The organism is Microbacterium sp. LjRoot205 (assembly GCF_056175745.1).
This window is the reverse complement of sequence record NZ_JBGFFH010000002.1, coordinates 384395-409562: the sequence shown is the minus strand read 5'-3', so window position 1 is coordinate 409562 and position 25168 is coordinate 384395. Positions and strand designations below refer to the sequence as shown.

Below are 25168 nucleotides of genomic sequence, written 5' to 3'. Positions count from 1 at the left end.
AACGTATCGCACTCAGCTCGTAAATGAGCAGATCCAGGCCCTACACGGCCGCGCTCGGAAGAGCCGACTGCGTCATGCGCACAACTCCGACGACGTCGGTCGCGAGGCCGCCTGCCGCCGCCTCGTCGTACGACAGCACGGGGAGGCCGCTGACCTGCGACGAGACCATCCGACGCACGGCCTGACGCAGAGACGGAGCACACACGAGCACGGGTTCCGGACCCACCTGCTCGAGCTCGGCGACGGTGCGACGCACGTTCTCGAGCACCTGCATGGTCGACTCCGGCGTCAGCACGATCTGCGGATGACCGTCGACGACCCGCATCCCCTCGAGCATCTGCTGTTCGAGCATCGGCTCGAACATGACGACCCGGATGCGTCCGTCTTCGGCGAAGCGCGAGGCGATCGCCGGCCCGAGCGCCGCCCTGGCCGCGTCGATCAGCCCCGCGGTCTCGGTCGAGGTCTTGCCTCGCAGTGCGAGCGCCTCGTAGATGCGGGAGAGGTCGTTGATCGGCACCCGCTCGGCGAGAAGCCCCGCCAGGACGCGCTGGATCGCGGCGAGCGACAGCACGGCCGGAGTGAGCTCCTCGACCGTCGCGGGGCTGGACTGCTTCAGGTGCTCGGTCAGCTGGCGTACGTCTTCGAGCGAGAGCAGCCGATCGGCCTGGCTCTGCACGATGTCGGAGAGGTGGGTGATGATCACGCTCGCCCGATCGATCACCGTCGCACCCGCCATGTCAGCGGCGTGCGACATCTCGGCGGGCACCCATTTGCCCTCGAGGCCGAACACGGGGTCGACCACGGCCGTGCCGGGAAGCTGCTCGAGACCCGTGCCGATCGCGAGCACGTGTCCGCGCGGCACCGATCCGCGCCCGGCCTCGACCCCGGCGATCAGGATCGAGTAGGTCTGCGCCGGCAGGTCGATGTTGTCACGGGTGCGCACCGGCGGCATCAGGATGCCGATGTCCAGAGCGAGCTTGCGACGAAGGGACTTCACCCGGGTGAGCAGATCCCCCGCTCCCCCGGATGCCAGATCGACGATGTCAGGTGACAGCGAGATCTCCAGCGCGTGCACGCGCATCCTGTCCATGAGCTCTTCCGGTCCCTCGGCCCCGGCCTCGACGGCCTCCTGCTGCAGCGCATCGGCCTCGAGTGCGGCATCGCGGTCTTCGTTGGCCTTGACGCGGGATGCCGCGAACAGCAGCACCGCTCCGATCGCCAGGAAGATCACGAGGGGCATCCCGGGGATGAAGCCCATGGCGATGGCTGCGAGGCCCGTGATCACAAGGGCGTTGCGCGACTGCATGAGCTGACGACCGGCCGCCTGTCCCATCTCGGACTCGGCGTTCTCGCGAGTCACGATCATGCCGGTCGACACGGCCATCAGCAGCGCGGGGATCTGGGTGACCAGTCCGTCGCCGATGGTGAGGATGCTGTAGGTCTCGAGGGCGTCGCCGACCTCCATGCCGTGCTGCACCATGCCGATGATGATGCCACCGACGAAGTTGATGACGACGATCACGATGCCCGCGATCGCGTCACCCTTGACGAACTTCGACGCGCCGTCCATCGCGCCGTAGAAGTCGGCCTCCGCCGCGACCTCGGCTCGACGCCTGCGCGCCTCGGTGTCGGTGATCAGCCCGGCGTTCAGATCCGCGTCGATCGCCATCTGCTTGCCGGGCATGGCATCGAGGGTGAATCGTGCTCCGACCTCGGCGACGCGCTCTGCACCCTTGGTGACGACGACGAACTGGATGACGGTGAGGATGAGGAAGATCACCGCACCGATCACGAGCGACCCGCTGATCGTGATCTCCCCGAACGCCTGGATCACCTCGCCTGCATGCGCCTCGCTGAGCACGAGACGCGTCGACGCGACGTTCAGACCGAGCCGGAAGAGCGTCGCGACGAGCAGCAGGCTGGGAAAGACCGAGAAGTCGAGCGGCTTCTTGATGAACATCGCGGTGAGGAGGATCAGGAGCGCGAACGAGATGTTCAGGACGATGAGGACGTCGAGGAGCCCGGTCGGGATGGGCACGATGAGCAGGAGGATGATGCCCACCACTCCTACGGGCACCGTCGCCTTGGACAACAGCTGACCGATCATGCGTCTCGCCTTCGTTCTCTCTCGTCGTTCGAAATCTGTTCGTGACCCGGCTCAGAGGCCGCGGTCCCTGGTGCTCGCGAAGGGCATCGTGTGCGTCCCCCTGGCCGACCCTCGGCGCTTGAGATGCTCGATGAAGGCGAGCACCTGGGCGACGGCGGTGTAGAGCTCTTCGGGGATCTCCCGCCCGATCTCGCAGGCCGAGTGCAGCGCACGCGCGAGCGGGACGTCCTTGATCATCGGCACGCCGGCTTCCTCCGCCCTCTCGCGGATCTTCTGCGCCACGACCCCCGCCCCCTTCGCCACGACCCGAGGGGCCGACTTGCCCGGCTCGTACCTCAGCGCGACCGCGACGTGGGTGGGGTTCACCAGGACGACATCGCTGTCGCCGACCGCGGCGATCATCCGATTGCGGCTCATGGCGAGCTGCCGCGAACGGCGCTGCGAGCGCACGAGCGGATCGCCCTCGCTCTTCTTGTGCTCGTCCTTGGCCTYGTTCTTCGTCATATGGGTGTGCTTGCGGTTGCGTCGCATCACGACCGCCACGTCGATCGCGGCCAGCAGGATGCCCACCGCGACCGCGACCTGCAGGAGCGCGATCGCTCCCCCGGCCGCCTGCTCGAGCAGCCAGGTGATGTTGTGGCTGCCGCTGGCCATGAGCACAGGCACGAGACCTGAGACGACGATCCAGAGCGCGAGCCCGATCGCCAGCGTCTTCAGCAGCGCTTTGGCACCCTCCCAGAGCGCCTGCTGCCCGAAGACCCGCTTCATGCCGGACACGATGTTGAACTGCTCGGTGCGCATCGTCACCCCTCGCAGATGGATGCCGCCCTGAGCGACTGCGGTGGCCGTCGTCGCGAGCAGCACCACCACCAGCATCGGGAGCAGGATGCCGCCGAGCGATGCGATCGCCGAGCCGAGCACGTCGAGGGCCGCGCCGTCGGTGGGGTTCATCGCGACGGGTGTCACGGCGAGGAAGAGCTCGGTGACGACCTGCGTGCCGGAGGCGATCGTCGGCACCATCATCACGGCGGCGGCCGCTATGCAGACCCAGGCGGTGAAGTCCTGGCTGCGGCCGATCTGCCCCTTCTTCCGCGCTTCCTTCAGGCGACGCTCGGTCGCCTTCTCGGTGCGTTCGCCGCTGTCGGACTCACTCATCGCGTCACCCCCAGGAGCAGCCTCGCGGCCTCCTCGGCGATGACTGCGACGACACTGGGCAGCGCCGCGTAGACGAATCCGACCAGCAGCAGCGTGAGGCCGATCTTGATCGGGAAGCCCATGGCGAACGCGTTCAGTGCCGGCGCGACGCGACTGACCAGTCCGAGACCGACGTCTGCGAGGAAGAGCACGATGAGCAGCGGGCCCGCGATCTGCACGGCGCTGAGCATCATCTGCCCCGCCGCCCCCACGAGTGCCTCCGCCGGCTTGGCGAGATCGATCATGCCGGTGACGGGCACGGCGTCGAAGGAGCGGAACAGGCCCCCGAGCACGAGCTGGTATCCGTCCGAGGCGAACAGCAGCATGATCGCGGTCATCTGGAACAGGCGCGTGAACTGCGCACCGTTGATCGCCATCCCTGGGTCGAACGCCTGCGCCAGCTGGAACCCGCCGAACGTGTCGACGAGATGGCCCGCGCCCTGGATCGCGCTGAAGAGCACCATCACCAGAAAGCCGAGGAGCGCGCCCGTCAGCGCCTGACCGGCCAGGGCGAGCATGAAGGCTCCGGTGTCGAGACGTTCGTAACCTGCTGTCACCACCGGCGATACGGCGAGAGCGAGACCCACGCCGAGCATCGCGCGGATCCGCATCGGGATCGTGCCGTGGCTGAACGGCGGCGCCAGCACCAGGAAGGCGGTGATCCGCACGCAGGCGAGGGAGGTCGCCTCGAGCCACGTGAAGTCGATGGGGATGTTCATCAGCCGCCGTTCAGCAGCGACGGGATCCGCGCGAACATCTCGTTCGTGAAGGCGATCATCTCGGCGATCATCCAATGCCCCGTCACGAGCAGGGCGATGCCGACGGCGACGAGCTTCGGCACGAACGAGATCGTCATCTCCTGCACCTGAGTGATGGACTGCAGCAGCGAGATGGCGAATCCCACCACGAGCGCGGTGATGAGCAGCGGCGCGCAGAGCTTCGCGCCCACGATGAGCGCCGCCTGCCCGATGTCGATGACGGCCTCCGGGTTCATCAGCCACCCCCGTTGTACGACTGGACGAGCGCCGTGATGACCATGCCCCAGCCGTCGATGAGCAGGAACAGGAGGATCTTGAACGGCAGCGAGATCATGACGGGAGGCAGCATCATCATGCCCATCGACATCAGTGCGCTCGCGACGACGAGATCGATCACGAGGAAGGGGACGAAGATGATGAACCCGATCAGGAAGGCAGCGCGCAGCTCGCTGATCATGAACGCCGGCACGAGCGTCTGCAGCGGGATGCTGGCAGCGTCCGCGGGGTTCTCCATCTGCGCCGCCCGGTGCATCAGCGCGATGTCCTCTTCGCGGGTGTAGGTGAGCATCCACTCGCGCAGCGGCTCCTGGGCGAGCTCGAACGCCCTGCCGAAGTCGATCTGACCATCGGTGAACGGTGCGACCGCGACGGCATTGATGTCGGTGAGCACCGGCCACATGATGAACAGCGTCAGAAAGAGGCTGAGCCCCGCGAGCACCTGGTTCGGCGGGATCGACGGCAGCGAGAGCGCATTGCGGGTGAGGGCGAGCACCACGAAGATCTTGGTGAAGCTCGACATCATCAGCAGCAGGGCCGGAGCGACGCTGAGAACGGTGATGCCGAGCAGCGTCATGATGCTGTCGGACGGGGTCCCGTTGATGCCGTTGATCGTCACGCCGTCGCCATCACCGGTCTCCGTCGGCATCAGCGACGCGGCGGCGTGCGCACCGGTGGTCTGCAGGAGCACCAGAACCGCCGCGATGCCGAACGCGACGCCGAGGAGCACCCAGGCACGCCGCGGCAGTCGCGGTGCGCGCGCAGACGGCGACGCGGCGACTGCGGCGGATACGGGCACGGCGGCACTCCGAAGATGGGTGACGTGGCCGATCCGTAGCCAGAGGGTCGAGCGATCCGTGCTCGCAGTCGACTATCGCGACACGACGAGGTGCACGTAACCGCGTCGACCGATGAGCTGACTGCCGTCAGGCGACGGAGCGAAGCGCGCGATCGACGATGTCGTCGGGCATCTCGGAGACAGCGGGGCGCTCGTCCTCCGCGAGGACATCCTCGGCGAGCGGAGGCGCCTCCTGGGTGTCGACGACGTTGATCCCGTGCTCGGTCACGCCGAGCACGTAGCGGATGCCGCCGAACTCGGCGACCACGAGCTGCGCCTTGCCCCCGATGCCCGACCGCGCCACCACGGTGATCTTCTCCGGGCGCGGGCGCGGGGCTGCCGCCGGACGCGACGGCACGAGCTCGGTCAGCTTGGCGAGCTTCTTCGGCATCAGCCCGGCCAGCGGGCTCACTCCCTTCGCCTGCGACTTCTGCAGGCGACGGCTCAGGAAGAGGAGCAGACCGAGCACCGCTCCCAGCGCCACGATCGCTCGGAGCGCGACGAGGATGTCGTCCATCGTCAGACCGTCTCGGCGCCGTCGAGGATGCGCTCGACGCGGATCGCGAAGTCGCCCTCCGCGACCACGACGGTGCCGTGCCCGATCAGGCGGCCGTTCAGCTTGATGTCCGCGGGAGACCCGGCCGCGCGGTCGAGCTCGACCACACGCCCCGGTTCGAGCGAGAGCACGTCGCGCACCGGCATCCGTGTGCGCCCGATCTCGACCACGAGCTCCATCTCGACGCCCGCGATGCGATTCAGTCGCTGAGGACCCGCCGCGGCTGCGGACCTCGCCCCGTCGATGCGCACGGATGCGCGAGCCACGACGCTGCCGTCGGCGTCGACCATGTCGAACACCTGCGTGCCCGAGTCGGTGAAGACATCAGTGGCCGCGATCACGGCTCCGTCGCCGAGCGAACCGCTGCCGAGCACGGCGGTGGCCGCCTCGAAGATCGGATGCAGTCGATCGGTCAGCGGTGCGGTCTTCGAACCGTCCTCCAGTTGCGACGGATCGACGACCTGGATCGCGATACGAGCGCCGGGGCTGCCCGTGAAGGTGACGACGACCGCGTCGCCCGACGCTCCCGGGTCGGTCGAGGGCGCCGGGATGACGGGGTATCCGAACGGCAGCTTGCCGGCGATCGCCGCGGCGATGGCGGTCTCGTGGAAGGTGCTCATCAGTGGGTCTCCTCATGGGTGGTCGTGATCTTGCATGTGAGGCGCGAGCCCCTGCTGCCGGGTGTCGCGAGGGCGATCCGCGTCTGTCCGGCCATCAGCTCGTAAGGTCGAGTCTCCGGGTGCGGCAGGCGCAGCAGGTCTCCCGGCGCGAGGTCGAGGATCTCACCGGTGCCGATCGTGATGGGGGCGAGACGCAGCGTCAGCTCCAACGGGGTGCTGCGCACCTGTTCGAGGGTCTGCTCGGTCGTGTGAGCCGATGCAGCATCGGATCCCGAGGCCGCAAGGCGGTCGACGACGGCCGACGCGGGCAGCATGACGGTCGCCGTCGACTCCGAGTCGCCCAGCCGCATCGTGTAGCGGGCGACGATCACCGCGGCGGTGGCGGAGATGACCTGCATGTACTGGGGGTTGTAGTGCACGGCACTGAACCTCGGTGCGCCCGGGAGCAGAGCATCGAGGCTGGCGTGGAGGTGCTCGAACGTGCCCTCCATCAGGTTGCGGACGAGAGCCAGTTCGATCGGAGTGAACGTGCGGGCTGCGGGAAGCGATGTGCTCCTGCCCCCCATCATCTGCACGACCCACAGCAGGGCGCTGTCGAGCCCGAACTGCACGACGCACGGCTCATCACGGTCGGCGAAGGAGCCGGCGACCATCGCCGTCGTGCCGGGGAGCGTGTCGGAGTACTCCTCGTACGAGACCAGGTCGACGCTCTCGAGCGCCAGGTGCGCCCGCACGCGGATCTTGTCGGTCAGCTGCGACGACCACAGCCGGGCGAACGACTCGAACGCCGCCTCGAGATGCCGGGTGCTCTCGCGCCCGAGCTGGGCCGGGCGTCCGAAATCGTACGCCGGGTAGCGCACGGCCGGGTCATCGAGCACGGCGGATGCGGTCATGACGGTCTCCTCGACGGTGGTGTTCACGTGAGTGCTCACTTGTTCGCAGCAGCCGCGAGAGCGGGTATCAGCGCTCTCACCTGCTCTTCTTCGTTCGACTCGACGACGATGTCGACGCGTCTGTTGCTGGCCAGCGCCTGTGGGCTGTCGCCCGGCACGATGGGGCGGGTGTCGGAGAACGCGGTGGCCTTCACGCGTGGACCTCCCAAGCCTTCGTGCTCGACGAGGAATCGAGCCACCTGGGTCGCGCGCCCTCCCGAGAGCTCCCAGTTGGTCGGGAAGGGAGCGGCCGAGACCCGGTGATCGGCGTGCCCCTCGACGCTCACCTGATTGTCGACCGTCGCCAGGACGTCTCCGATGGTGTCGAGCACCGCATCGGCCTTCGCCGAGAGGTCGGTGCTGTTGTCGGCGAAGAAGGTCTCGGCGCCGACCAGCCCGACCTGGAGCCCCCGATCGTCGATCACGAACTGCACGGTGTCCTGCAGTCCCTGAGCCGCCAGGGACGTGCTCATGCGGTCACGCAGGCCCACGAGCGACTCGAACTCGGTCTCCGCGCGGGCGGCGAGGTCGACCACGCCGTCGTCGTCCTGCAGCTCGGGCGGCACGATCACGCCCTCTGCGGTGTCGGCGCCACCCTCGGTGCTCTCCTGCCCGAACCCCGTCGCCAGGCTGTTCGCGAGCAACTCGAACTTCGTCTTGTCGACGTTCGACACGGCGAACAGCACGATGAACAGGCACATGAGAACGGTGACCATATCGGCATACGAGACGGCCCAGCGCTCGTCCGGCTCGTCATGCGAGTCGTCCTCATGCCCGCGACCGCGAGCTCGACGGGCTGTGCTCACTGGACGCCCTCGACCGACTCAGGCTCCCGCTTCTGCTTGCCGGCCTTGGGCTTCACGGTCGACAGCGCCTCGAGTCGCTCCTGCAGGAGGTGGGGCGCGCTGCCGGCCTGGATGGCGAGCATCCCCTCGGAGACGAGGGTCATCCTCTCGAGTTCGACGGCCCCGATCCGACCCAGACGGCCGGCGATCGGGTTCCAGATGAAGTTCGCCGAGAGGAGGCCCCAGAGGGTGGCGACGAAGGCTGCGGCGATCATCGGACCGAGGTGATCGGGTTCGTCGAGCTTCTCGAGCACGTGCGTCAGGGAGACGACGGTGCCGACGATGCCGATCGTGGGCGCGTATCCGCCCAGAGAGCCGAAGAACTTCGAGGCGACGCGGTTGCGCGACGATGTCGCCGCGATCTCGTCATCCATGAGGGTCCGCAGATCCTCGGCATCCGTGCCGTCCGCGAGCGCCTGAAGCGCCTGCCTGGTGAACTCGTCAGGCGCGGAGTCGAGTTCCTGTTCGAGGGCGAGGAGCCCTTCACCCCGAGCCTTCTCGGCATACCCGACGAGGAACGGGATCACCGCCTCCGGTGTCATCTTGGGGCCACGGACCATGCGCCCGAGGCTCTTCACCGCGAGGATCGTGTCGCGGAGCGTGTGGCTCGCGATGCCGACGCCGATCGTAGAGCCGAGCACCAGGATCATCGGCGCGGGGATGAGCAGAGCCTCGAAGCTCGCCCCCTCCATCGTGATCATCGCGACGAGCGCGCCGAACGCCAGGATCACTCCGATGATGAACGCGGGATCCATGATCACGCGCCCGTCTGCGAGGTCAGAGCCTGGGCTGCGCCGAGGACGCGCGCACGGTAGGCGACGATGAGGTCGATCAGGGCGTCGAGGTCCTCCTCGACCACGTACACATGCCCGTCGACCATGTGCAGAGTCGTGTCCGGCGACGCATGGATTCGTTCGATCAGGTCGGGGTTCACCGCGAACCGGGTGCGGTCGAGGCGGGTGACGATGATCATCGAGGGGGTCTCCGGGCTTCGGATGAGAGGGGGAAGTCTGCCCCGACTATCGCGACGCGGCTCTCCCCCGGTAACCAGTCGGCGCACCGGCGGGTCTCGACATCACGACCCGCGAGGGGCGACGAGTCCGGTGGCTGGACCGCCCAGTGCGCGGAGGGCATAGAGGATCGTCGCGAGGTCGACCGCTTCCTGGATGAGAGCACCCGCGACCGCCGGGATGATCCCCGTCATCGCGATGAGCATGAGCCCCACGCTCAGCCCGATGCCGATCCAGATCGCGGTGAGCGCAACACGCAGTGTGTGCCGTCCGATGGCGACCGCATCGACGACCTTGGTCAGTGAATCGACCAGGATCACGACGTCGGCAGCGTCGCCCGCGGCCGTCGCCCCACGCGCGCCCATCGCGACACCGATGTCGGCAGCCGCCAGTACAGGCGCGTCGTTGACACCGTCGCCCACCATCATCATCGGTCTCGGACGGAGGTCGGCGGCGAGCCCGACCTTCTCCGGCGGGAGGAGTTCTGCGTGGACATCGTCGATCCCGACCTCGCGAGCGACGGATTCCGCGGTCGATCGAGCATCTCCCGTGAGCATCATGATGCGCTCGATGCCGTGCGAGCGGAGCCACGACACGACCGAGGTCGCTTCAGGTCGCGGCGCATCCGCGAGGATGAGGACGCCTCCGAACCGCCCGTCGATCGCCACGTAGGCCGCAGCCTCACCTGTCCCGAGAGTTGCGCGCACGGTGTCGGCGGCGAGCGATGCGACGAAAGCGGGCTTGCCGACGACGACGGTGCGGCCGTCGATGACGGCCACCACACCGTTGGTCGCGACTTCACTCGCGTCATCGGATCGACGGAGTACGAGGCGACGCTCTGCGGCGGCGCGACGGATTCCTTCGGCGAGCACGTGCGACGAGTACTGCTCGGCGGATGCCGCGAGCAGCAGCAGTTCGTCAGCATCGATCCCCGTGGCGGGTCGCACATCGACGAGGTCGGGGCGTCCCTGGGTGAGGGTGCCCGTCTTGTCGAAGGCCGCGGACCGCACCCGAGTCAGCTGCTCGATCACCGCACCGCCCTTCATGATCACTCCGGTCTTGGCCGCTCGGGAGAGTCCGCCGAGAAATGCCACGGGAGCCGCGATGAGGAGAGGACACGGAGTCGCGAGCACGAGCACCTCGGCGAACCGTGTCGAGTCACCGGAGATCGCCCATGCGGCGCCGGCCAGTACGAGAGCGACGGCGGTGAACGGAATCGCGAATCGATCGGCGAGACGCACGACCGGGGCGTGCGACTCCTCAGCCTCGTGCACGAGCGCGACGATCTGCTGGTATTGGCTGTCTGCGCTCGATCGCAGTGCGCGGATGCGGACGGCCCGTGCTCCGTTGATCGCTCCGGACAGCACCTCGCCCCCGGCCTCGCGAGCGACGGGCATGCTCTCGCCGGTGAGCGACGATTCGTCGAACTCACCTGACGCCGAAAGCAGCACGCCGTCGATCGGCACGATCTCGGCCGGACGCACCAGCAGCGCGTCGCCGATCGCGACATCGTCGACTGCGACATCCCGAACCTCTTCCGAGTCCGGTGCCAGCGGATTCACGAGGACATGTGCGATCCGCGGAGACCTGTCCAGCAGTGCCGCGAGGTCCCGTTTCGCACGTCGGCCCGCGAACTGCTCCAGGGCTTCGCCGCCCGCGAGCATCAGGACGATGATGAGTGCCGCGATGTACTCTCCGACGGCGAGAGTGGCGACCATCGCGACGACTGCGAGGATGTCGAGCCCGACGTGCCCGCGAAGCACATCCCGCACCATTCCCACGAGCGTCCAGACGACGAACGCTCCGACATAGGCAGTGGCGATCCATCGTCCGACGACGGGTATGCCGACCATGTGCAGAGCGAGCACCCCCGCGAGAACCACGACCGTGATGATGATCACGGGGTACCGCCGGACGAAGCGCATGCCCTCAGCCTCTCTCACGGCTGCCCCTGGCGCCAGGGGCAGTGTTCGACAGAGCCCCCGGCCGCTTCTCGGCAGCGGGCACCCCGGGTCACCGGGTCGCTCCGCAGGCAGACCCGGCGCCATGAGACGGCGCCGGGTCCGTTCGCATCAGCGCTTCAGCTGGGTGAGCTCCTGGAGGACCTCGTCGCTGGTCGTGATGATGCGCGCGTTGGCCTGGAAGCCGCGCTGCGCGACGATCAGGTTGGTGAACTCCTGCGAGAGGTCGACGTTGCTCATCTCCAGAGCGCCCGAGACGAGGCTGCCGAAGCCTGCCTGGCCCGGCTCGCCCATGCGCACCGCACCGGAGTTGACGGATGCGCGGTATGCCGTTCCGCCGGCCTTCTCTAGTCCCTCGGGGTTGGCGAACGTGGCCATGGCGATCTTGCCGAGAGTCTGCGTCGCACCGTTGCTGAACGTGCCGACGATGGATCCGTCGCCGGTGATGCTGTACGACTTCAGGGTGCCCGCTGCCGAACCGTCCTGCTCGGACACGGCGACCGTCGACAGTTCCGCATAGCCGGTGACCGCTCCCAGGTCGACGCTCACGGCCCCTGCGGTGAGCGTGAGGCCTGCCCCGGCCTGCTTGCCGTCGGTGAACGCCAGCGACCCGGTCGCACCGCTGGTCGGCTCGGTGACGTCCCATCCGGTCGCCGTCTTCGTAAATGTGAGACTGAGAGTCGAGGGCGTGCCCTGCGCGTCGTAGACAGTGACGTCGCGCACCAGCTCGTCGCCGGTCGCAGCCGTCGACGGGAGGTTGCCGGTGACGGTGGCTTCGGTCGTCGCCTTCGCGGGAGACACGGCGTCGAGCGGGAGCACGATGTTGCCCGTCGCCTGGCCGGTGTTGACGGCGCCGTCCTGTGCCGACCAGCCCTGCACGATCGAGCCGTCGGCGGTGACCATCTTGCCGGTGGGGTCGAACGAGAATCCACCTGCTCGGGTGTACAGGGTCTCTCCGCCGGATCGGACCGCGAAGAAACCGTCGCCCGAGATCATCAGGTCGCCTCCTCGGCCGGTCGCCTGGGCCGAGCCCTGTGCGAAGTTGGTGCGCACGCCGGCGACCTGCACGCCGAGACCGACCTGGGCGGGGTTGCGACCGCCGACCTCGTCGTCGGGGATTCCCGGGTTGCCGACCAGCTGCGACAGGGAGTCCTGGAACAGCACGGACGAGCCCTTGAACCCGGCCGTGTTGACGTTCGCGATGTTGTTGCCCGTGACATCGAGCATGGTCTGGTGCGAGCGGAGGCCGGAGATTCCGGAGTAGAGCGAGCGGAGCATGGGGTTCTCTCTTCCTGGGTGAGACGGAGGTCAGACTGCGGCGGGGGTGGGCGCAGCGGGGGTGGTCGGTGCGGGGGTGGTCGGTGCGGGGGCGGTCGGTGCGGTGGTGACGCCCGTGATGACGTCGAGCGCGACGGTCTTGTCGCCGATCGTCACCTGCGGGATCGGTCCGTCGAACGAGACCTTGGTCACGAGGCCGGAGACGGTCTTGCCGTCGGCATCCTTGTAGGTCGCCTCCTGGCCGATGAGGGCGCTCGCGGCCTGACGCATGTTCAGGGCGAAGGCCTCGGCGCCGCTGTCGGCGAGAGCCGTCAGCTGCTCCATCATGGCGAGCTGGGTGGTCTGCGAGATCATCTCGTTGGTGTCCATCGGACTCGAGGGATCCTGGTGCGTCAGCTGGGTGACCAGGAGCTTGAGGAACACTTCTCCGTCGAGCACCTGCTTCCGGGCTGCGGGGTCGGTGGTGCTTCCCGTATGGATCGAACTCGGGGCGCTCACTGCGTCGACAGTCATTCGGTCGTCCTCTCAGGCGAAGATGTCGAGCCCCGCGCCGGAGGTGGCAGAGGGCGTTGTCTGGATGGTGCGGGGAAGATCCCGCGCCTGCTCGATCCCGCGGGGGTGGTCGGGGCGCCCGCGGTTCGCCTCGCGATCGCCTGCCCCCTGCCCTGTCGGCGCATCGCCCGCGGCCTGCTGGCCGCGGTCGCTGGAGGCATCAGCGGAAGAGCCGTGGGTGACGCTCAGCGAGGCGTGCGGCATCACTGCGGCGAGGTCACGGCGCAGCTCGACGAGCATGGTGCGTAGCGCGTCGCGCCCGGCGTCGGTCGCACCGCTGAGTTCGACCTGCACGTCTCCGGATGCGGAGATGTGCGCGCGCACCGTGACGGGGCCGAGGCTGTCGGGGTTCACCGTCATCGTGAGCTGGTGCGTCCCCATCGGACGCTGGGCGATGCTCACGACCACCGGCGCGACCTGGGCGGCCACCGCACGATTCGCGGTTGTGGCCGCATCGGGCGACGACACGGGTGTCGCCGTCGGCAGGGGGGCGGCGACCGGCACGGTCGAGGCCGTCGCGGGAGCGGGCTGCGACCCCTGCGCCTGATCCCCCGCATCGCTCGTCACCTGCTGATTCGGAGCGGCCACGGTCGCGGCCAGAGGGGCACCGACCATGGACGGGATCGCGGGCGTCGATTGCCTCGGGAGTGACTCCGGCCGGGGCACGACGGCGACCGGCTCGGACAGCGACGGATCGGCGCCGCCACCGGCAGGCTCCAGCGGAGTCGCCGGAGCGTCGACGTCGACTTCTCGGACGTCGCCCAGCGTCCCGCCCTGCATCGATCGGGGGTCGCCGCGTCCACCGGCGACGACTGCCGCGCTCACCGAAGCGGGTGCCGAGATCGACGCCGAAGCCGACGTCGTCGGCGACGCCGCGGCAACCGGAACCACGTGCATTCCATCCGTCGTGGCGGCGCCGCTCACGGGATCGACAGGTGTCGCCTCCGTCCCGGCCGTCCCGGGTACGGTCTCCACCACCGCGTCCGGAGCCGTCTCACCCGGAACGGTGCTCTGGGACGTCGTCACCTGGGACGTCGTCACCTGCGGCGTCGTCACCTGCGGCGTCGTCACCTGCGGGGTCGTCACCTGCGGGGCTGCCACGGAGGGCCCTGCGGTCTCCGGAGCCGACCACGCGACCAGATGGGTCATGGCCGCGATCGCCGCCTGCGGGTCGATCGTGCGATCTGCTGCCGATGATGCTTCCGCCGTCGATCCGCTCGGCCGATCTGCGGCGAGCATCGCCGTGCCCGAGTCCGACGCGCCGTCGAGCGCCTGACCTGCCGCGGTGAGCGCGTTGCCGAACAGCGAACCGGAGTCACCCGACGCTCGTCCCCCGGTGTCCGCCTCACCCGGGCCGGCGCCGGAGATCATCGCGAGCAGTGCCACCCCGGTCATCCGAGCATCTCGATGATCTTCTGCATCGACGGAGTCGATCCGCCTGTCCCCGAGGCGCTCGCCGAGAACAAGGTCTGCAGTGCTGCGATGACGTCTGCGTTCTCTCCGCCGGATGCCGCAGTGCTGGCGGCCGCTGACCCCTCGGCCGGGGCAGGGGCGGTGGTCTCGGTGGCCGAGGCCGCCTTGGCCGCCTCCAGCACTCCGGCGAACGTCGTCGAGCTGGCCGCCGATGTCTCGGTGGTCGCCTCGGTCGCAGCTGCGGCGGCCGCACGCCCCGCTGGATCCAGCGACACGATCTGGGTCTCGATCGCGTCGACGCGGGCGATCACCGCTGCGAGCCCGGTCATGCCGCGCTCCCCTCACGTCGCGAGGTGCGCACCACGGCGATCTCATCGAGCGCGGTCTGCTCGGCGGCGAGCTCGGCCTTGGCGGTCTCGACCCGGTGGGTGCTCTCGAGTCGCTCGAGCCCCTTCAGATCGCGTCGCGCTTCGACATGCGCAGACCTGGCCTCCGACTCCGCGCTGCGTCTCATGTCGACGAGCGCCTGGAGGTCGCTGAGAGTGCTGCGCCCCGCGGCGCGGGCCGCGGCCATGGCCATCAGCGCCCGAGGATCATCGATCTGAGCGCTGATGTCGGCGAGGCTCGTGATCGCAGTCTGCGCCGCGGTCTCGGCCTGCGCCCGTTCTGCGCTCGCACGCGAGAGATGCTCGGCGGCGACACGTTCCTGGGCGCCGCGCACACGCAGCAGACCAGCCAGTGGGAAGGTCATGGGGTGAGTCCTCCGAAGTCGGTGGTGAGGGTGGCGAGCTGCAGCCAGGATTCGTCTGTCGCGGCGAGGTCGTCGATGCTCTGGGTGAGGAATCGGGAGATCGCACCCTCGTGAGCGATCGCGGCGTCGACCATCGGGTTGGCCCCCTGCCGATAGGCGCCGATCTCGATCAGGTCGTTCGCACTGCGCCGAGCGGCCAGGACGCTGCGCAGCGTCACGGCGTTCTGCCGCTGCTCCGGCGTGGTGACCTTCGACACGACGCGCGACACCGACCCGAGCACGTCGACGGCAGGAAAGTGACCGCGGATCGCGAGGGCCCGATCGAGCACCACATGCCCATCGAGGATTCCTCTGGCGGCATCGGCGATCGGCTCGTTGTGGTCGTCGCCGTCGACGAGCACCGTGTAGAGACCGGTGATCGACCCCACGGGCCCTGTTCCCGCCCGCTCGAGCAGCCGGGCCAGCACCGAGAACGTCGAGGGCGGATAGCCCCGGGTCGCGGGCGGTTCGCCGGCGCTCAACCCGATCTCGCGCTGCGCCATGGCGACGCGCGTCAACGAGTCCATCATCAGCACCACGTCGAGTCCGTCATCGCGGAAGCCCTCGGCGATCCGCGTGGCGACGAACGCCGAGCGCAGCCGTGCCATCGCCGGCTGGTCCGAGGTCGCGACGATCACCACCGAACGCGACAGACCCTCAGGCCCGAGGTCGTCTTCGAGGAACTCGCGCACCTCGCGACCGCGCTCGCCGACGAGGGCGATGACGTTCACATCGGCGGTGGATCCACGGGCGATCATCGACATCAGTGACGACTTGCCCACACCCGACCCGGCGAACAGACCGAGACGCTGTCCCGAGCCCACGGGTGTCATGGTGTCGAGCACGCGCACACCGAGTCCGAGCTGCCGGTCGATGCGCTGGCGGTCCATCACGCTCGGGGCATCGTGGTCGAGCGACACGTGGGCGACGCTCCTGTCGAGCGGCCCCTTGCCGTCGATCGGCCGACCGAGTCCGTCGAGCACGCGTCCGAGCAGCGCTCGTCCCGTCGGCACCTGCAGCGGCGCTCCCCCATGCCGCACCCGGGCACGGGCGGTGATCCCGTCGAGCCTGCCCAGGGGCATGCAGCGGGCTGAGGCACCGTCGACGGCGACGATCTCGGCATCGACCGGGCGGCCGTCCGCCGTGTCGATGCGGATGCGGTCGCCGACCGCTCCGTCGATGCCGAGCACCTCCACCCCGAGTCCTCGCACCGCCTTCACCGTGCCGGAGCGCTCGGGGCGCGCGGCCGTGAGCGCGCGCTGCCACGACCGCGTCCCGGTGATCACCCGATCACCTCGGCAACCTGGTCGTCGCCGTCGAGTGCTGCGGCCGCGCGCGCGAGTGCTGCGGTGATGCGCGTGTCGACCGCCCCGTTCTCGATCTCCACGATGGCGCCGCCGTTGTCTACGGCGGGAGAGACCGATACCTGGATGCCGCGGAGCGCGTCGATCGTCGACTCCTCCTCCTGCAGGACACGGGCGTCCTGCACGCTGAATGCGACGCGAGTCCACCGGTCCGCCGGCATCTCGGCCAGGGCGCGCCGAAGCGCGTGAGCGGCGGATCGCGCAGGATCCGACAATTCCGCTCCGAGGATCGTCGTGGCCAGCATGACCGCGAGTTCTTCGACTCGGTCGGCAGCGAGCGTGCTCAGCTCGTCGATGCGCTGGTCGAGCGCCGCCTGCGCGGTCTCCAGCGCGCGCAGACCAGAGCCCCGCTCGTGCAGGTACAGCTCCTGGAGTTCCTGCATCCGCTGCTGCTGCGCGGCACGCTGGGCCTCACCCTCGTCCAGTGCGACTCTGCGACCTTCGGCGAAGCCGTCGGCGTAGCCCCGGGTGCGAGCGCGGTCGGCCTCGCCTCGGAGGTCGATGGGAGTCTCGCCGACGCGCGGCACGACCAACGGCGTGAAGGCGGAATCGAGCACAGCGGACACCTCGGAGTCGAAGGGCGAGGCCTGTCCGTGGCCCGTAGGTCGAGCGATCCGTGCTCCCTGCCCACTATCGCGACACATATCTGCGGCCGTAACCGCCGCCGCCGAATCACCTGCCGTCGGAGGGATCACTCGATGAGCTCGTCCTCGTCTTCGCGCGAGATCGTGATCTCCTCTGCGGCCTCCAGATCACGGATGATGCGCACGATCTCGGCGCGGGCCTCGTCGACCTGACGCATGCGCACGGGACCCAGCACCCGGGTCTCCTCAGCGAGGTTCTCCTGGTTGCGCTCGGTCATGTTGCTCTTGACCTTGTCGGTGATCTGCTCGTCTGCGCCCTTCAGCGCGAGCGCGAGCATGCGGAGGTCGATCCCGCGCAGCACACGCTGGGCGTCGCGGTCTTCGAGACGAGCGATGTCGGCGAACGTGACCATGCGGCTGCGGATATCCTCGGCCAGCGCCAGGTCGCGCCCCTCGAGGCTCGCGAGCAGCGACTTCTCGAGGGCGGTGTCGGACCTGTTGATGATCTCGACGAGAGGCTGCACGCCGCCGATCGCCTCATGATTGTCGCGCATCGCGAAGACGCCGGTGCGAGAGCGCAGCGAGTCGGCGACGATCGAGATCGCCTCCTGGGTCGCGGTGCCCATCGTCGCGATCGCCTGAGCGACATCGGTGCGCAGCGGGTCCTGCAGGGCGGCGAGCACCGCCGCCGCACGATCGGCTCGCAGGTTCGCCAGCACCACGGCGACCGTGGTCGGCAGCTCGCCCTCGATGATCGTGGCGAGCTGGGCCGGGTCTGCCGCGTTGAGGAAGTCGAAGGACACCGAGCCCTGCGACATCACCCTGCCGACCATCCCGACGGCCTTCTCGCGCCCGAACGTCGTCTCGAGCAGTCCGGTGGCGAGTTCCTGGCCGCCGCGCGACGGCACAGAGCCGCCGGTGGCGATGCGCCGGAACTCCGCGAGGGCGCGGGCGGTGGAGGCGACGTCCACTCCCCCGAGCTGCGTGAGCTCGGCGGCGAGCATCTCGGAGCGCTCCTCACCGAGGTGACGCAGCACTTCGGCGCTGGCCGCGCGGTCCATGTTCATCAGCACGATCGCGGCCTTGCGAAGGCCGCTCATCTCCGGCACCGCAATCGCCGCGGGCGCCACGGCGGTCGAGACCTCGACCGTGTCGGCCTGTGCATCCAGCAACTCGGTCAATGCGCTCATACGGTCGCCTCGTCCATCAGGTCGGCCAGTGCGCTGGCGATGGTGTCGGGTTCGCGCTTCGCCAGATCGTCGATCTCACGGCGTCTGCGCTCGACGAGCACCTTGTCGGGCTCCGGTTCGTCATCGAGGTCGATCGATGCCGACGGCAGCAGCGTCGTGGGTGCCGGGGCGACGATCGCCTCGGCTTCCTTGAGGCCCCTGAGTGAACGGAGCTTCTGCTCCTCGCTCTCGGTGACGGTGGCGAAGTACTCGATCGGACCGTCTTCGGTGTAGAGCACGCGGCGCTTCATCTTGCGGCGCACGACGAGGAAGACGATCAGGATGATCACCGCCAGCAGGATCGATCCGCCGATGATCGCCGACCGCAGCAGCTCCTGCTGCATCTGCGCCTCACGCTCGGCCTCCGCCGCCGCGAGCGCCGTCGCAGCCGCCGTCGCTCCCGCCTCGTTGAACTCGACGAACTCGACGGCGATCTCGTCGCCGCGCTCGACGTCGATGCCGGCGGCCGATGCCACGAGCGATTCGATCTGGTTCGCCGTCACGCCTGTGACGGTTCCGCGGTTCAGCGCGATGCTGACCGTCTGCCTCGTCACCTCTCCTGCCGGGGTGATGGTCTTCTCCGTCGACTTGTTCACGGCGTTGTTGCGAGACGTCTCCTCGAACTCGTAGGCGCCGGTGCCGTCGGCGTTGTTCGGGACCGCGATGTTGTCGGGGCCGAGCACGCCGGTGCCGCCCGCTTGACCGCCGTTGTAGGTCTCCGTCTTGGTCTCCTCCGACGCGCTCAGCTCCCCCTCGGGGGCGGAGTACGTCTCGTCCATGCGCTCGGACGTGGAGTTCGCGACGTCGGCCGACACCGTCACGGTGGCGTTTCCGGGCCCGACGATCGTCTCGAGCATCTTGCTGACGGATGCGGCGACCTTCGCCTCGTGCTCCGTCGCCTGCTTCGACGAGCTGCCGGTGAGGCCGGTTCCGACAGCCGAGAGCACTCGGCCGTCCTGATCCGTCACCGCGACGTCTTCGGGGGTCATCCCCGGCACAGCGGCGCTCGTGAGGTGCACGATGGCCTCGATCTTCTCGTCGCTGAGGGTCGATCCGTTGCGGGTCTTCACGAACACGGATGCGGTCGGGCTCTGCCGCTCCGAGACGAACACGCTCTCTTCGGGGATCGCGAGCTGCACCGATGCGGTGGAGATGCCCTCCATGGCACCGATCGTGCCGGCCAGCTCGCCCTCGATCGCGCGCTTGTAGGTGACCGACTGCTGGAACTCGCTCGCGGTCACACCCATGTCGTCGAGCAGCGTGTACCCCTCGCTGGTGTCTCCGGGAAGACCGGCCGATGCCGCTGCCAGGCGCTGCGCGTAGACCTGGTCGTCGGGCACGAGGATGGTCGCGCCGCCCTCGGTGAGCTCGTAGCCCACGCCCGCCGACTTCAGCTGCTCGACGACAGCCGAGGCATCGCCAGCGCTCAGGCCGGTGAACAGCGGACTCATCTGCGGCTTGGTGAGCCATGCGCCGAGCGCGATGGCCCCCATCACGAGCAGCGCGACGCCGATGATGGCGATCGTGCGCTGTGCGAGAGAGAATCCTGAGACGACCAGCTTCGCACGGTCGTAGTAGCTCGTGAGCATCTTGGGCATCGTCAGGCCTGCATCCTCATGATCTCGTTGAACGCCGAGACGCTGCGGTCACGCACGGCGACCACCAGATCGAGCGTCACTGAGGCGCGTGTCGAGGCGATCATCGCCTGGTGGATGTCCTGCAGGTCACCTGTGACGGCCTTCACCGCCAGCTCGTTCGACGACGACTGCAGCTGCTGGAGGTTCTCCACGGCACCCGAGAGCGATGTCGCGAAGGCGCTCCCCGATGCCGATGCACCGGATGCCTCCGGACCCGTCTCGAAGCTGAGCGCAGAGAGCGGCGTGACGCCTGCCGCGGAGATGGCCTCGACGCCGGACATCAGTTGCGCCCGATCTGCAGTGCGGCCTCGTACGTCGTCTTCGCACGGTCGACGACGGCGGCGTTCGCCTCATATCCGCGCTGCGCCAGGATCAGCATGCTCATCTGGTCGCCGAGCTCGACGTTCGGGTACTGCACATAGCCGTCCTCGTTCGCGTAGGGGTGCTCGGGGTCGTACACGAGCTTGGCCTCGGCATCGGATTCGACCACGCCTGCGACGTAGACGCCCGGACTCTCCGTGCCGGCCTGCACTGTGACGAACTTCTCTCGGAACGCCTCCTGGCCCGCGGGAGTGGCCGTGTTCACGTTGGCGATGTTGTCGCTGAGCGCGTCGAGCCACTTGCGGTGCGCGGTCAGGCCGGTGCCGGCGATGCCGATCGCGTCGAAGGTCATGCGGAGGCCTGCCCGATCGCCTTGGTGATGGACGCCGCCTGGCCGCCGATCGCCTGGCTGGCGAACTGGAACCGCAGCACGGTGTCGATGTTCGACAGGGTCTCGGTGTCGAGGTTGACGTTGTTGCCGTTCACCCTGGTCGGTTCGAGCGATCGCTCGACCGTGGCGCCGACTGTTCCCGAACCGCCTTCGACGGCGGAGCGCAGCTCGTCCTCGAACTGGACGCGCTTGGCCTGGTAGCCGGGCGTGTTGACGTTGGCGATGTTCTCGGCGATCGAGCGTTGGCGCAGGGCCAGCCCATCGAGGGCGCTGATCAGCGCAGAGGAGGTGACGGATTCGAGCACGGGGGCACTCCGGACGTTGGTGGAGAGGCCGATCCCTGGCCAATCGTCGAGCGATCCGTGCTCGGTGCCGACTATCGCGACACTCGACTGCTCACGTAACCTCGATGCTCAACCCTCGACGTCGAGATATGCGGGTACGTCGGTCTTCGAGGTCGGCACCCGTCGCAGTGCGGCGATCTCGCGTGCGACATGGGCGCGGGAGGTGACCAGGCCGCCGATCATGAGCTGCTGTCGCGCGAGAACAGCCTCTGCGCGTTCGCGAAGCTCCTCCGGCACGGGGCCGGGTGGCGCATCGAAGGGCTGGTCATCGAGCTGCTCGTCGGCAGCGTCGAGAGCCCGCTCGAACTGGTCGAGCACCGTCAGCCAGGCCGAGAGGTTGTCAGGCACGAGAGCTCAGGCCAGAGCCGTGATGGGCGTCTGCGTGCCGGACGTGATCGCCGCGGCCGCCGCATGCCAGGCCTCACGCAGCGGAACGACGAGATCGCGGCACTCTGCGGTGGCGACCCGATCACGAGCGATGTTCGCGGTGATCAGACGGCCCGTGAGGTACGTGTACACGCCATGCAGTTCAGCGGAGCCGTCCCACTCATCGGTGAGTGAGCCGTTCAGTTCGGCGACGATCTGCTGCGCGTGCACGAGGTGGTTGCCCGCGGCCGCCCAGTCTCCGGACTCCTGCGAGGCGTCTGCGCGCTCGATGTCGACCAGCAGGCGGTCGTAGAGCAGCACGAGAAGGCGTTCCGGCGTGGCCGAGGCGACCTGCTGCTCGAGGTACTGCTGCTTCGCGCGGTCGAGAGAGGTGATGGGCATGGTTCTGGTCTCCGATGAGATGGTGGTTGCGGTGCTCAGGTCACGACGTCGTCGTGCCGTTGAGGCCTGCGAGCTGCGAGGTGAGCCACGACGACTGCGACTGGAGCTTCGAGAGCTGGACCTCGAGCTGCGCATACGTGCGCTCGAGCGTCGCCTGCCTCTGCTCCAGCCGGACGTCCCATCGCTCCACCTGGGTCTTGAGCGTCTTGACCTCGGTCTCCTGACCGGTGATGCGCTGGGTGAGCAGCCCGTCGTACTTGTCGGAGTACTGGTCGGTGACGCCTTCGACCCGTCCGGCGATCGACGAGAAGATCTCCTGGGTCTTCTCCGGATCCTCGGCGAGGGCCTTTCCGAACTTCTCCGCGTCGAAGGAGAGCACGCCCTTGTCGCTGATCGAGATTCCGATCGTCGACGGCGATACTCCGTCGACCGGAAGCTGCATCGCGTTCGCGAGAGCGCCGCGGAGATTGCGAACGGTGCTGTCTCCGGTGAACACGCCGAGAGTGGTGGTCTCGCCGACATCTCCGATCGTCGCCTTCGATCCCTTGTCGATGCGCGTCAGCAGCGCAGCGATCTCCTTGACGAACGTCTCGGCGGTCGTGGTCTGCTTCTTGTCGTCCCTGGCGACGGTCACCGTCACCGGATCAGCGCTGGGCTTCGTGACCGTGACCTCGATGCCCTCGCCCACGCTGATCGTGTTGCTGGCGCTGTTCAGCGTCTGCTCGGCGGCGGTTCCGGCGAACAGACGGATTCGGGCGTCGGCCCCCTGCGTGATGACGGCGGCGCCCGGCTCGGCGCCGAGATCCGTCGAGGTGCCGGCCGCGACGTCCGCGGCAGTGCCTCGATGCACGGCGAACTCGCCGGCTGCGCCGGTCTCGATCGACGTCAGCTGAATGCGAGAAAGCGGCTTGCCGTCGGCATCCACACCGGCGGGGACGACCGTCGCGCTCACCCCGGCCTTGGACGCGTTGATGGCCTTGGCCAGGTCCTGCGGACCCGTGCCGAGCGGGGTCACCTCGATAGATTCACCGTCCGAGCCGACGAGAGTGAATGCGCCGCCCCATGCCGCGGATCCTCCGGATGCCGTGACGATGGAGTGCGCCGTGGCGACGGCGTCGACGACGACGTCGGTCGAGAACGCCGATGCCTTCGCGCCGGCCGTGACCGTGACGGTCTCGGATGACGATGTCGCCGTGAACGAGGCGAGCGAGGAGGGTGCGGCCGCGGTCTTGGCCTTGGCGACGAGCTCCTGCAGCGTGGTGTTCAGCGACTGGAGGTTCGTGATGATCGAGTTGCGGTCTGCGATCTTGTTGGTGATGAGCGTCTTCGGAATCGCCGAGACGTCCATGAGCGCTTTGATGAGCTCTTGCGTCTTGAGCCCTGATACGAGTCCGTCGAGTTTCATCCCGGTCGTCTTCCGTGCGAGGTGGTCTGGGGTGTCCTACAGGAAGGCGCCCGAGCGGAGGTGACTCCGCCCGGGCGCCTGTTGCGCCTCAGGCGCAGCGACTCAACGGAGAAGCTGCAGGACGCCCTGGCCCGACTGGTTCGCCTGAGCGAGCATGGCGGTGCCGGCCTGCTGCAGGATGTTCGAGGCGGTGTACTTGACCATCTCGGCCGCCATGTCGGTGTCCGCGATGCGGCTCTTCGCTGCGGCCAGGTTCTCGGCCGAGACCTGCAGCGAGTTGATCGTCGACTCGAAGCGGTTCTGCACGGCACCGAGGCCGGCACGAGCCGTCGAGACACCCTTGATCTCGGTGTCGAGCGCCGCGATCGTGGTGAGCGCAGCGGCAGCGTCCGTCACCGTCAGCGCCTCGATACGAGCGCCGAGACCGGAGAAGTCGGTCAGGGTGACTGCGATCTGGTCCTCATCGGCGTCAGAGCCTGCACCGACCTGGAACGTCAGCGTGCTCGCGCTGTCGATCAGCTTGATGCCGTTGAAGTTGGTGCTGGCGGCGACGCGGGTGAGCTCCTTGCCGAGCGAGTCGATCTCGGTCTTGATGGCGGTGCGCGAATCGGCGTTGTTCGAGTCGGAACCCGCCTGCACGGCAAGGTCACGAACGCGCTGCAGGATCGAGTGGACCTCGGTGAGCGCGCCTTCCGCGGTCTGGATGACCGAGATGCCGTCCTGAGCGTTGCGTGCTGCGACGTTCAGGCCGTTGACCTGCGAACGCAGGCCCTCGGAGATGGCGAGGCCGGCGGCGTCATCGGCTGCGCGGTTGATGCGCAGACCGCTCGAGAGCTTCTCGAGCGACTTCGAGACGTCGTTCTGGTTGACAGAGAGGTTGCGGTACGCGTTGAGTGCACCGACGTTGGTTGCGATCTGAAGACCCATGAGAATTCCTCCGTGGTTATGGGGCTGGACGCGGGCCCATCCGTGGGCCTGCACAACCGATATTCGCGACATGCGCCGCCGTCGTAACCACGGAGCCGGAAGATTCCGGGGGTCGGTTCAGACGGCGGCGAGGAGCTCGCTCGACCGGTCGCGAGCCTCGGGGCGGATCGGGCCGAACAGGGTCTCGAAGAACTCCGCCCGCGCCTTGGTCGATCGATCGCCGGTCGTGCCGTTCTCCCATGCCTCCATGGCCTCGCGCATCAGAGCGAGACCCCGCGAGCGGACCTTCGACACATACGCGTGGCTGACCTCGAGCTCTTCGGCGATGTCCTTCACCATCCGGTCTTCGAGGTAGATCCCGCGGACGACCTGTCGCATCGCCGCCGGCAGCGCCTCAATGACGCGGTTCACCATCGCACGCGTCTCCGACTGCTCGACCGCGTGCTCGGGCAGGATGACGCCGTCGGTGAGATCGGCGGCCTGACGCCCGGTCTCGACGTCGAAGTGCTCCTCGAAGCTGGTCGCGGTGCGCACCATCTCGTCGAGCTTCATCATCTCGGCCACGACGTCGACAGTGAAGCCGGACTCCCGCGCGAGCTCCGCCGTGGTCGCCACCCGGCCGGTGCGAGCGAGCAGAGTCTCGGCGGCGACCCGCAGGCGTTCGATCTTGTCGCGACTGCGTTCGCCGGCAGGATCCGCTCTGCGCATCTCCGACAGCATCGCCCAGTTGATCTGGCTGCTCGCGAAGGCGCCGAAGGGAATGCCGCGCGCCGGGTCATACGACATCGCGGCACGGGCGAGGCCCAGGCGTGCGGCCGAGAGCAGATCGTCGAGGTCGACATGCGTCGCCGATCTCGCCTTCTCCACAGCCAGGAAGGTCGCGAGCGGCATGTTGTCGCGCGCCAGCTTCTCGGGCGAGGCAGAGACGACTTCAGGCTGAGTGGAATCAGCAGAAACAGCGAAACTACTCAGCAATGTGACTCCGTGGCTTGAACGACTGTTTTACGAGTGAAGTTAGCATGAAGCGCACGTTTATGAGTAAAAAATGATCAGGGCGCGCCGATACTC

Annotated in this window: 29 protein-coding genes; all 29 read right to left on the bottom strand. The window is 68.2% G+C overall.

Annotated elements, in window-relative coordinates:
* Positions 1-40: 40 nt before the first annotated feature.
* Positions 41-2107: a flagellar biosynthesis protein FlhA gene (locus AC04ME_RS07815; protein WP_042541112.1), complete on the bottom strand. Its 2067-nt coding sequence runs from the start codon at positions 2105-2107 to the stop codon at positions 41-43.
* Positions 2108-2158: 51 nt separating this feature from the next.
* Positions 2159-3262, bottom strand: coding sequence for an EscU/YscU/HrcU family type III secretion system export apparatus switch protein (locus tag AC04ME_RS07810; protein ID WP_475434403.1), 1104 nt, complete (start codon positions 3260-3262; stop codon positions 2159-2161).
* Positions 3259-4020, bottom strand: a complete 762-nt coding sequence (locus AC04ME_RS07805) for a flagellar biosynthetic protein FliR (RefSeq protein WP_042541108.1) — start codon at positions 4018-4020, stop codon at positions 3259-3261. Before AC04ME_RS07805 ends, AC04ME_RS07810 begins: the two co-directional genes overlap by 4 nt.
* Positions 4020-4295 (bottom strand): flagellar biosynthesis protein FliQ, encoded by a 276-nt coding sequence (gene fliQ, locus AC04ME_RS07800; protein WP_042541106.1) that lies wholly within the window; start codon positions 4293-4295, stop codon positions 4020-4022. The genes AC04ME_RS07805 and fliQ overlap by 1 nt, the downstream gene beginning before the upstream one ends.
* Positions 4295-5134 (bottom strand): flagellar type III secretion system pore protein FliP, encoded by an 840-nt coding sequence (gene fliP / locus AC04ME_RS07795; RefSeq protein WP_475434400.1) that lies wholly within the window; start codon positions 5132-5134, stop codon positions 4295-4297. Before fliP ends, fliQ begins: the two co-directional genes overlap by 1 nt.
* A 127-nt stretch (positions 5135-5261) precedes the next feature.
* Positions 5262-5690 carry a flagellar biosynthetic protein FliO gene (locus AC04ME_RS07790; RefSeq protein WP_228385511.1) on the bottom strand — a complete coding sequence of 143 codons (429 nt, stop codon included), beginning with the start codon at positions 5688-5690 and terminating at the stop codon, positions 5262-5264.
* Positions 5691-5692: 2 nt separating this feature from the next.
* On the bottom strand, positions 5693-6349 hold the full coding sequence (locus tag AC04ME_RS07785) for a FliM/FliN family flagellar motor switch protein (protein WP_079112898.1): 657 nt from the start codon (positions 6347-6349) through the stop codon (positions 5693-5695).
* Positions 6349-7242: a flagellar motor switch protein FliM gene (locus tag AC04ME_RS07780; RefSeq protein WP_153302191.1), complete on the bottom strand. Its 894-nt coding sequence runs from the start codon at positions 7240-7242 to the stop codon at positions 6349-6351. Before AC04ME_RS07780 ends, AC04ME_RS07785 begins: the two co-directional genes overlap by 1 nt.
* Positions 7243-7277: 35 nt before the next feature.
* A complete protein-coding gene (locus tag AC04ME_RS07775; protein WP_042541099.1) occupies positions 7278-8087 on the bottom strand; it encodes an OmpA/MotB family protein in 810 nt (269 codons plus the stop codon).
* On the bottom strand, positions 8084-8881 hold the full coding sequence (locus AC04ME_RS07770) for a motility protein A (protein ID WP_079112900.1): 798 nt from the start codon (positions 8879-8881) through the stop codon (positions 8084-8086). The genes AC04ME_RS07775 and AC04ME_RS07770 overlap by 4 nt, the downstream gene beginning before the upstream one ends.
* Positions 8882-8883: 2 nt before the next feature.
* Complete coding sequence (locus tag AC04ME_RS07765; protein WP_042541095.1) at positions 8884-9099, bottom strand: flagellar FlbD family protein; 216 nt, start codon at positions 9097-9099, stop codon at positions 8884-8886.
* 102 nt (positions 9100-9201) lie between these two features.
* The gene (locus AC04ME_RS07760; RefSeq protein ID WP_475434396.1) at positions 9202-11061 is read right to left on the bottom strand and encodes a heavy metal translocating P-type ATPase; all 1860 of its coding nucleotides are present in this window, start codon (positions 11059-11061) and stop codon (positions 9202-9204) included.
* 147 nt (positions 11062-11208) lie between these two features.
* Positions 11209-12375, bottom strand: coding sequence for a flagellar hook protein FlgE (locus AC04ME_RS07755; protein ID WP_475434394.1), 1167 nt, complete (start codon positions 12373-12375; stop codon positions 11209-11211).
* A 30-nt stretch (positions 12376-12405) separates the two neighbouring features.
* Entirely contained in the window at positions 12406-12888 is a 483-nt protein-coding gene (locus tag AC04ME_RS07750; RefSeq protein ID WP_042541089.1) for a flagellar hook capping FlgD N-terminal domain-containing protein, read from the bottom strand.
* Positions 12889-12900: 12 nt separating this feature from the next.
* Positions 12901-14322 carry a hypothetical protein gene (locus tag AC04ME_RS07745; RefSeq protein ID WP_079112904.1) on the bottom strand — a complete coding sequence of 474 codons (1422 nt, stop codon included), beginning with the start codon at positions 14320-14322 and terminating at the stop codon, positions 12901-12903.
* Entirely contained in the window at positions 14319-14669 is a 351-nt protein-coding gene (locus tag AC04ME_RS07740) for a hypothetical protein (protein WP_079112905.1), read from the bottom strand. Before AC04ME_RS07740 ends, AC04ME_RS07745 begins: the two co-directional genes overlap by 4 nt.
* Positions 14666-15091 carry a flagellar FliJ family protein gene (locus tag AC04ME_RS07735; RefSeq protein ID WP_042537465.1) on the bottom strand — a complete coding sequence of 142 codons (426 nt, stop codon included), beginning with the start codon at positions 15089-15091 and terminating at the stop codon, positions 14666-14668. The genes AC04ME_RS07740 and AC04ME_RS07735 overlap by 4 nt, the downstream gene beginning before the upstream one ends.
* Positions 15088-16413, bottom strand: a complete 1326-nt coding sequence (locus AC04ME_RS07730) for a FliI/YscN family ATPase (RefSeq protein ID WP_376708834.1) — start codon at positions 16411-16413, stop codon at positions 15088-15090. Before AC04ME_RS07730 ends, AC04ME_RS07735 begins: the two co-directional genes overlap by 4 nt.
* Positions 16413-17051, bottom strand: coding sequence for a FliH/SctL family protein (locus AC04ME_RS07725; RefSeq protein ID WP_042537470.1), 639 nt, complete (start codon positions 17049-17051; stop codon positions 16413-16415). The genes AC04ME_RS07730 and AC04ME_RS07725 overlap by 1 nt, the downstream gene beginning before the upstream one ends.
* A 134-nt stretch (positions 17052-17185) precedes the next feature.
* A complete protein-coding gene (gene fliG, locus AC04ME_RS07720) occupies positions 17186-18268 on the bottom strand; it encodes a flagellar motor switch protein FliG (protein WP_475434391.1) in 1083 nt (360 codons plus the stop codon).
* Positions 18265-19905 (bottom strand): flagellar basal-body MS-ring/collar protein FliF, encoded by a 1641-nt coding sequence (gene fliF / locus AC04ME_RS07715; protein WP_042537472.1) that lies wholly within the window; start codon positions 19903-19905, stop codon positions 18265-18267. Before fliF ends, fliG begins: the two co-directional genes overlap by 4 nt.
* A 2-nt stretch (positions 19906-19907) precedes the next feature.
* On the bottom strand, positions 19908-20225 hold the full coding sequence (gene fliE / locus AC04ME_RS07710; RefSeq protein ID WP_042537474.1) for a flagellar hook-basal body complex protein FliE: 318 nt from the start codon (positions 20223-20225) through the stop codon (positions 19908-19910).
* Positions 20225-20617: a flagellar basal body rod protein FlgC gene (flgC, locus tag AC04ME_RS07705; RefSeq protein WP_042537476.1), complete on the bottom strand. Its 393-nt coding sequence runs from the start codon at positions 20615-20617 to the stop codon at positions 20225-20227. The genes fliE and flgC overlap by 1 nt, the downstream gene beginning before the upstream one ends.
* Positions 20614-20961 carry a flagellar basal body rod protein FlgB gene (locus AC04ME_RS07700; RefSeq protein WP_042537477.1) on the bottom strand — a complete coding sequence of 116 codons (348 nt, stop codon included), beginning with the start codon at positions 20959-20961 and terminating at the stop codon, positions 20614-20616. The genes flgC and AC04ME_RS07700 overlap by 4 nt, the downstream gene beginning before the upstream one ends.
* Positions 20962-21069: 108 nt before the next feature.
* A complete protein-coding gene (locus AC04ME_RS07695; RefSeq protein ID WP_042537478.1) occupies positions 21070-21348 on the bottom strand; it encodes a hypothetical protein in 279 nt (92 codons plus the stop codon).
* A gap of 6 nt (positions 21349-21354) precedes the next feature.
* The gene (gene fliS, locus AC04ME_RS07690) at positions 21355-21768 is read right to left on the bottom strand and encodes a flagellar export chaperone FliS (RefSeq protein ID WP_042537479.1); all 414 of its coding nucleotides are present in this window, start codon (positions 21766-21768) and stop codon (positions 21355-21357) included.
* A 40-nt stretch (positions 21769-21808) separates the two neighbouring features.
* Complete coding sequence (gene fliD / locus AC04ME_RS07685; RefSeq protein WP_079112909.1) at positions 21809-23173, bottom strand: flagellar filament capping protein FliD; 1365 nt, start codon at positions 23171-23173, stop codon at positions 21809-21811.
* A 102-nt stretch (positions 23174-23275) separates the two neighbouring features.
* Positions 23276-24100, bottom strand: coding sequence for a flagellin N-terminal helical domain-containing protein (locus tag AC04ME_RS07680; protein WP_475434387.1), 825 nt, complete (start codon positions 24098-24100; stop codon positions 23276-23278).
* 117 nt (positions 24101-24217) lie between these two features.
* Positions 24218-25075 (bottom strand): sigma-70 family RNA polymerase sigma factor, encoded by an 858-nt coding sequence (locus AC04ME_RS07675; protein ID WP_257788254.1) that lies wholly within the window; start codon positions 25073-25075, stop codon positions 24218-24220.
* Positions 25076-25168 lie beyond the last annotated feature (93 nt).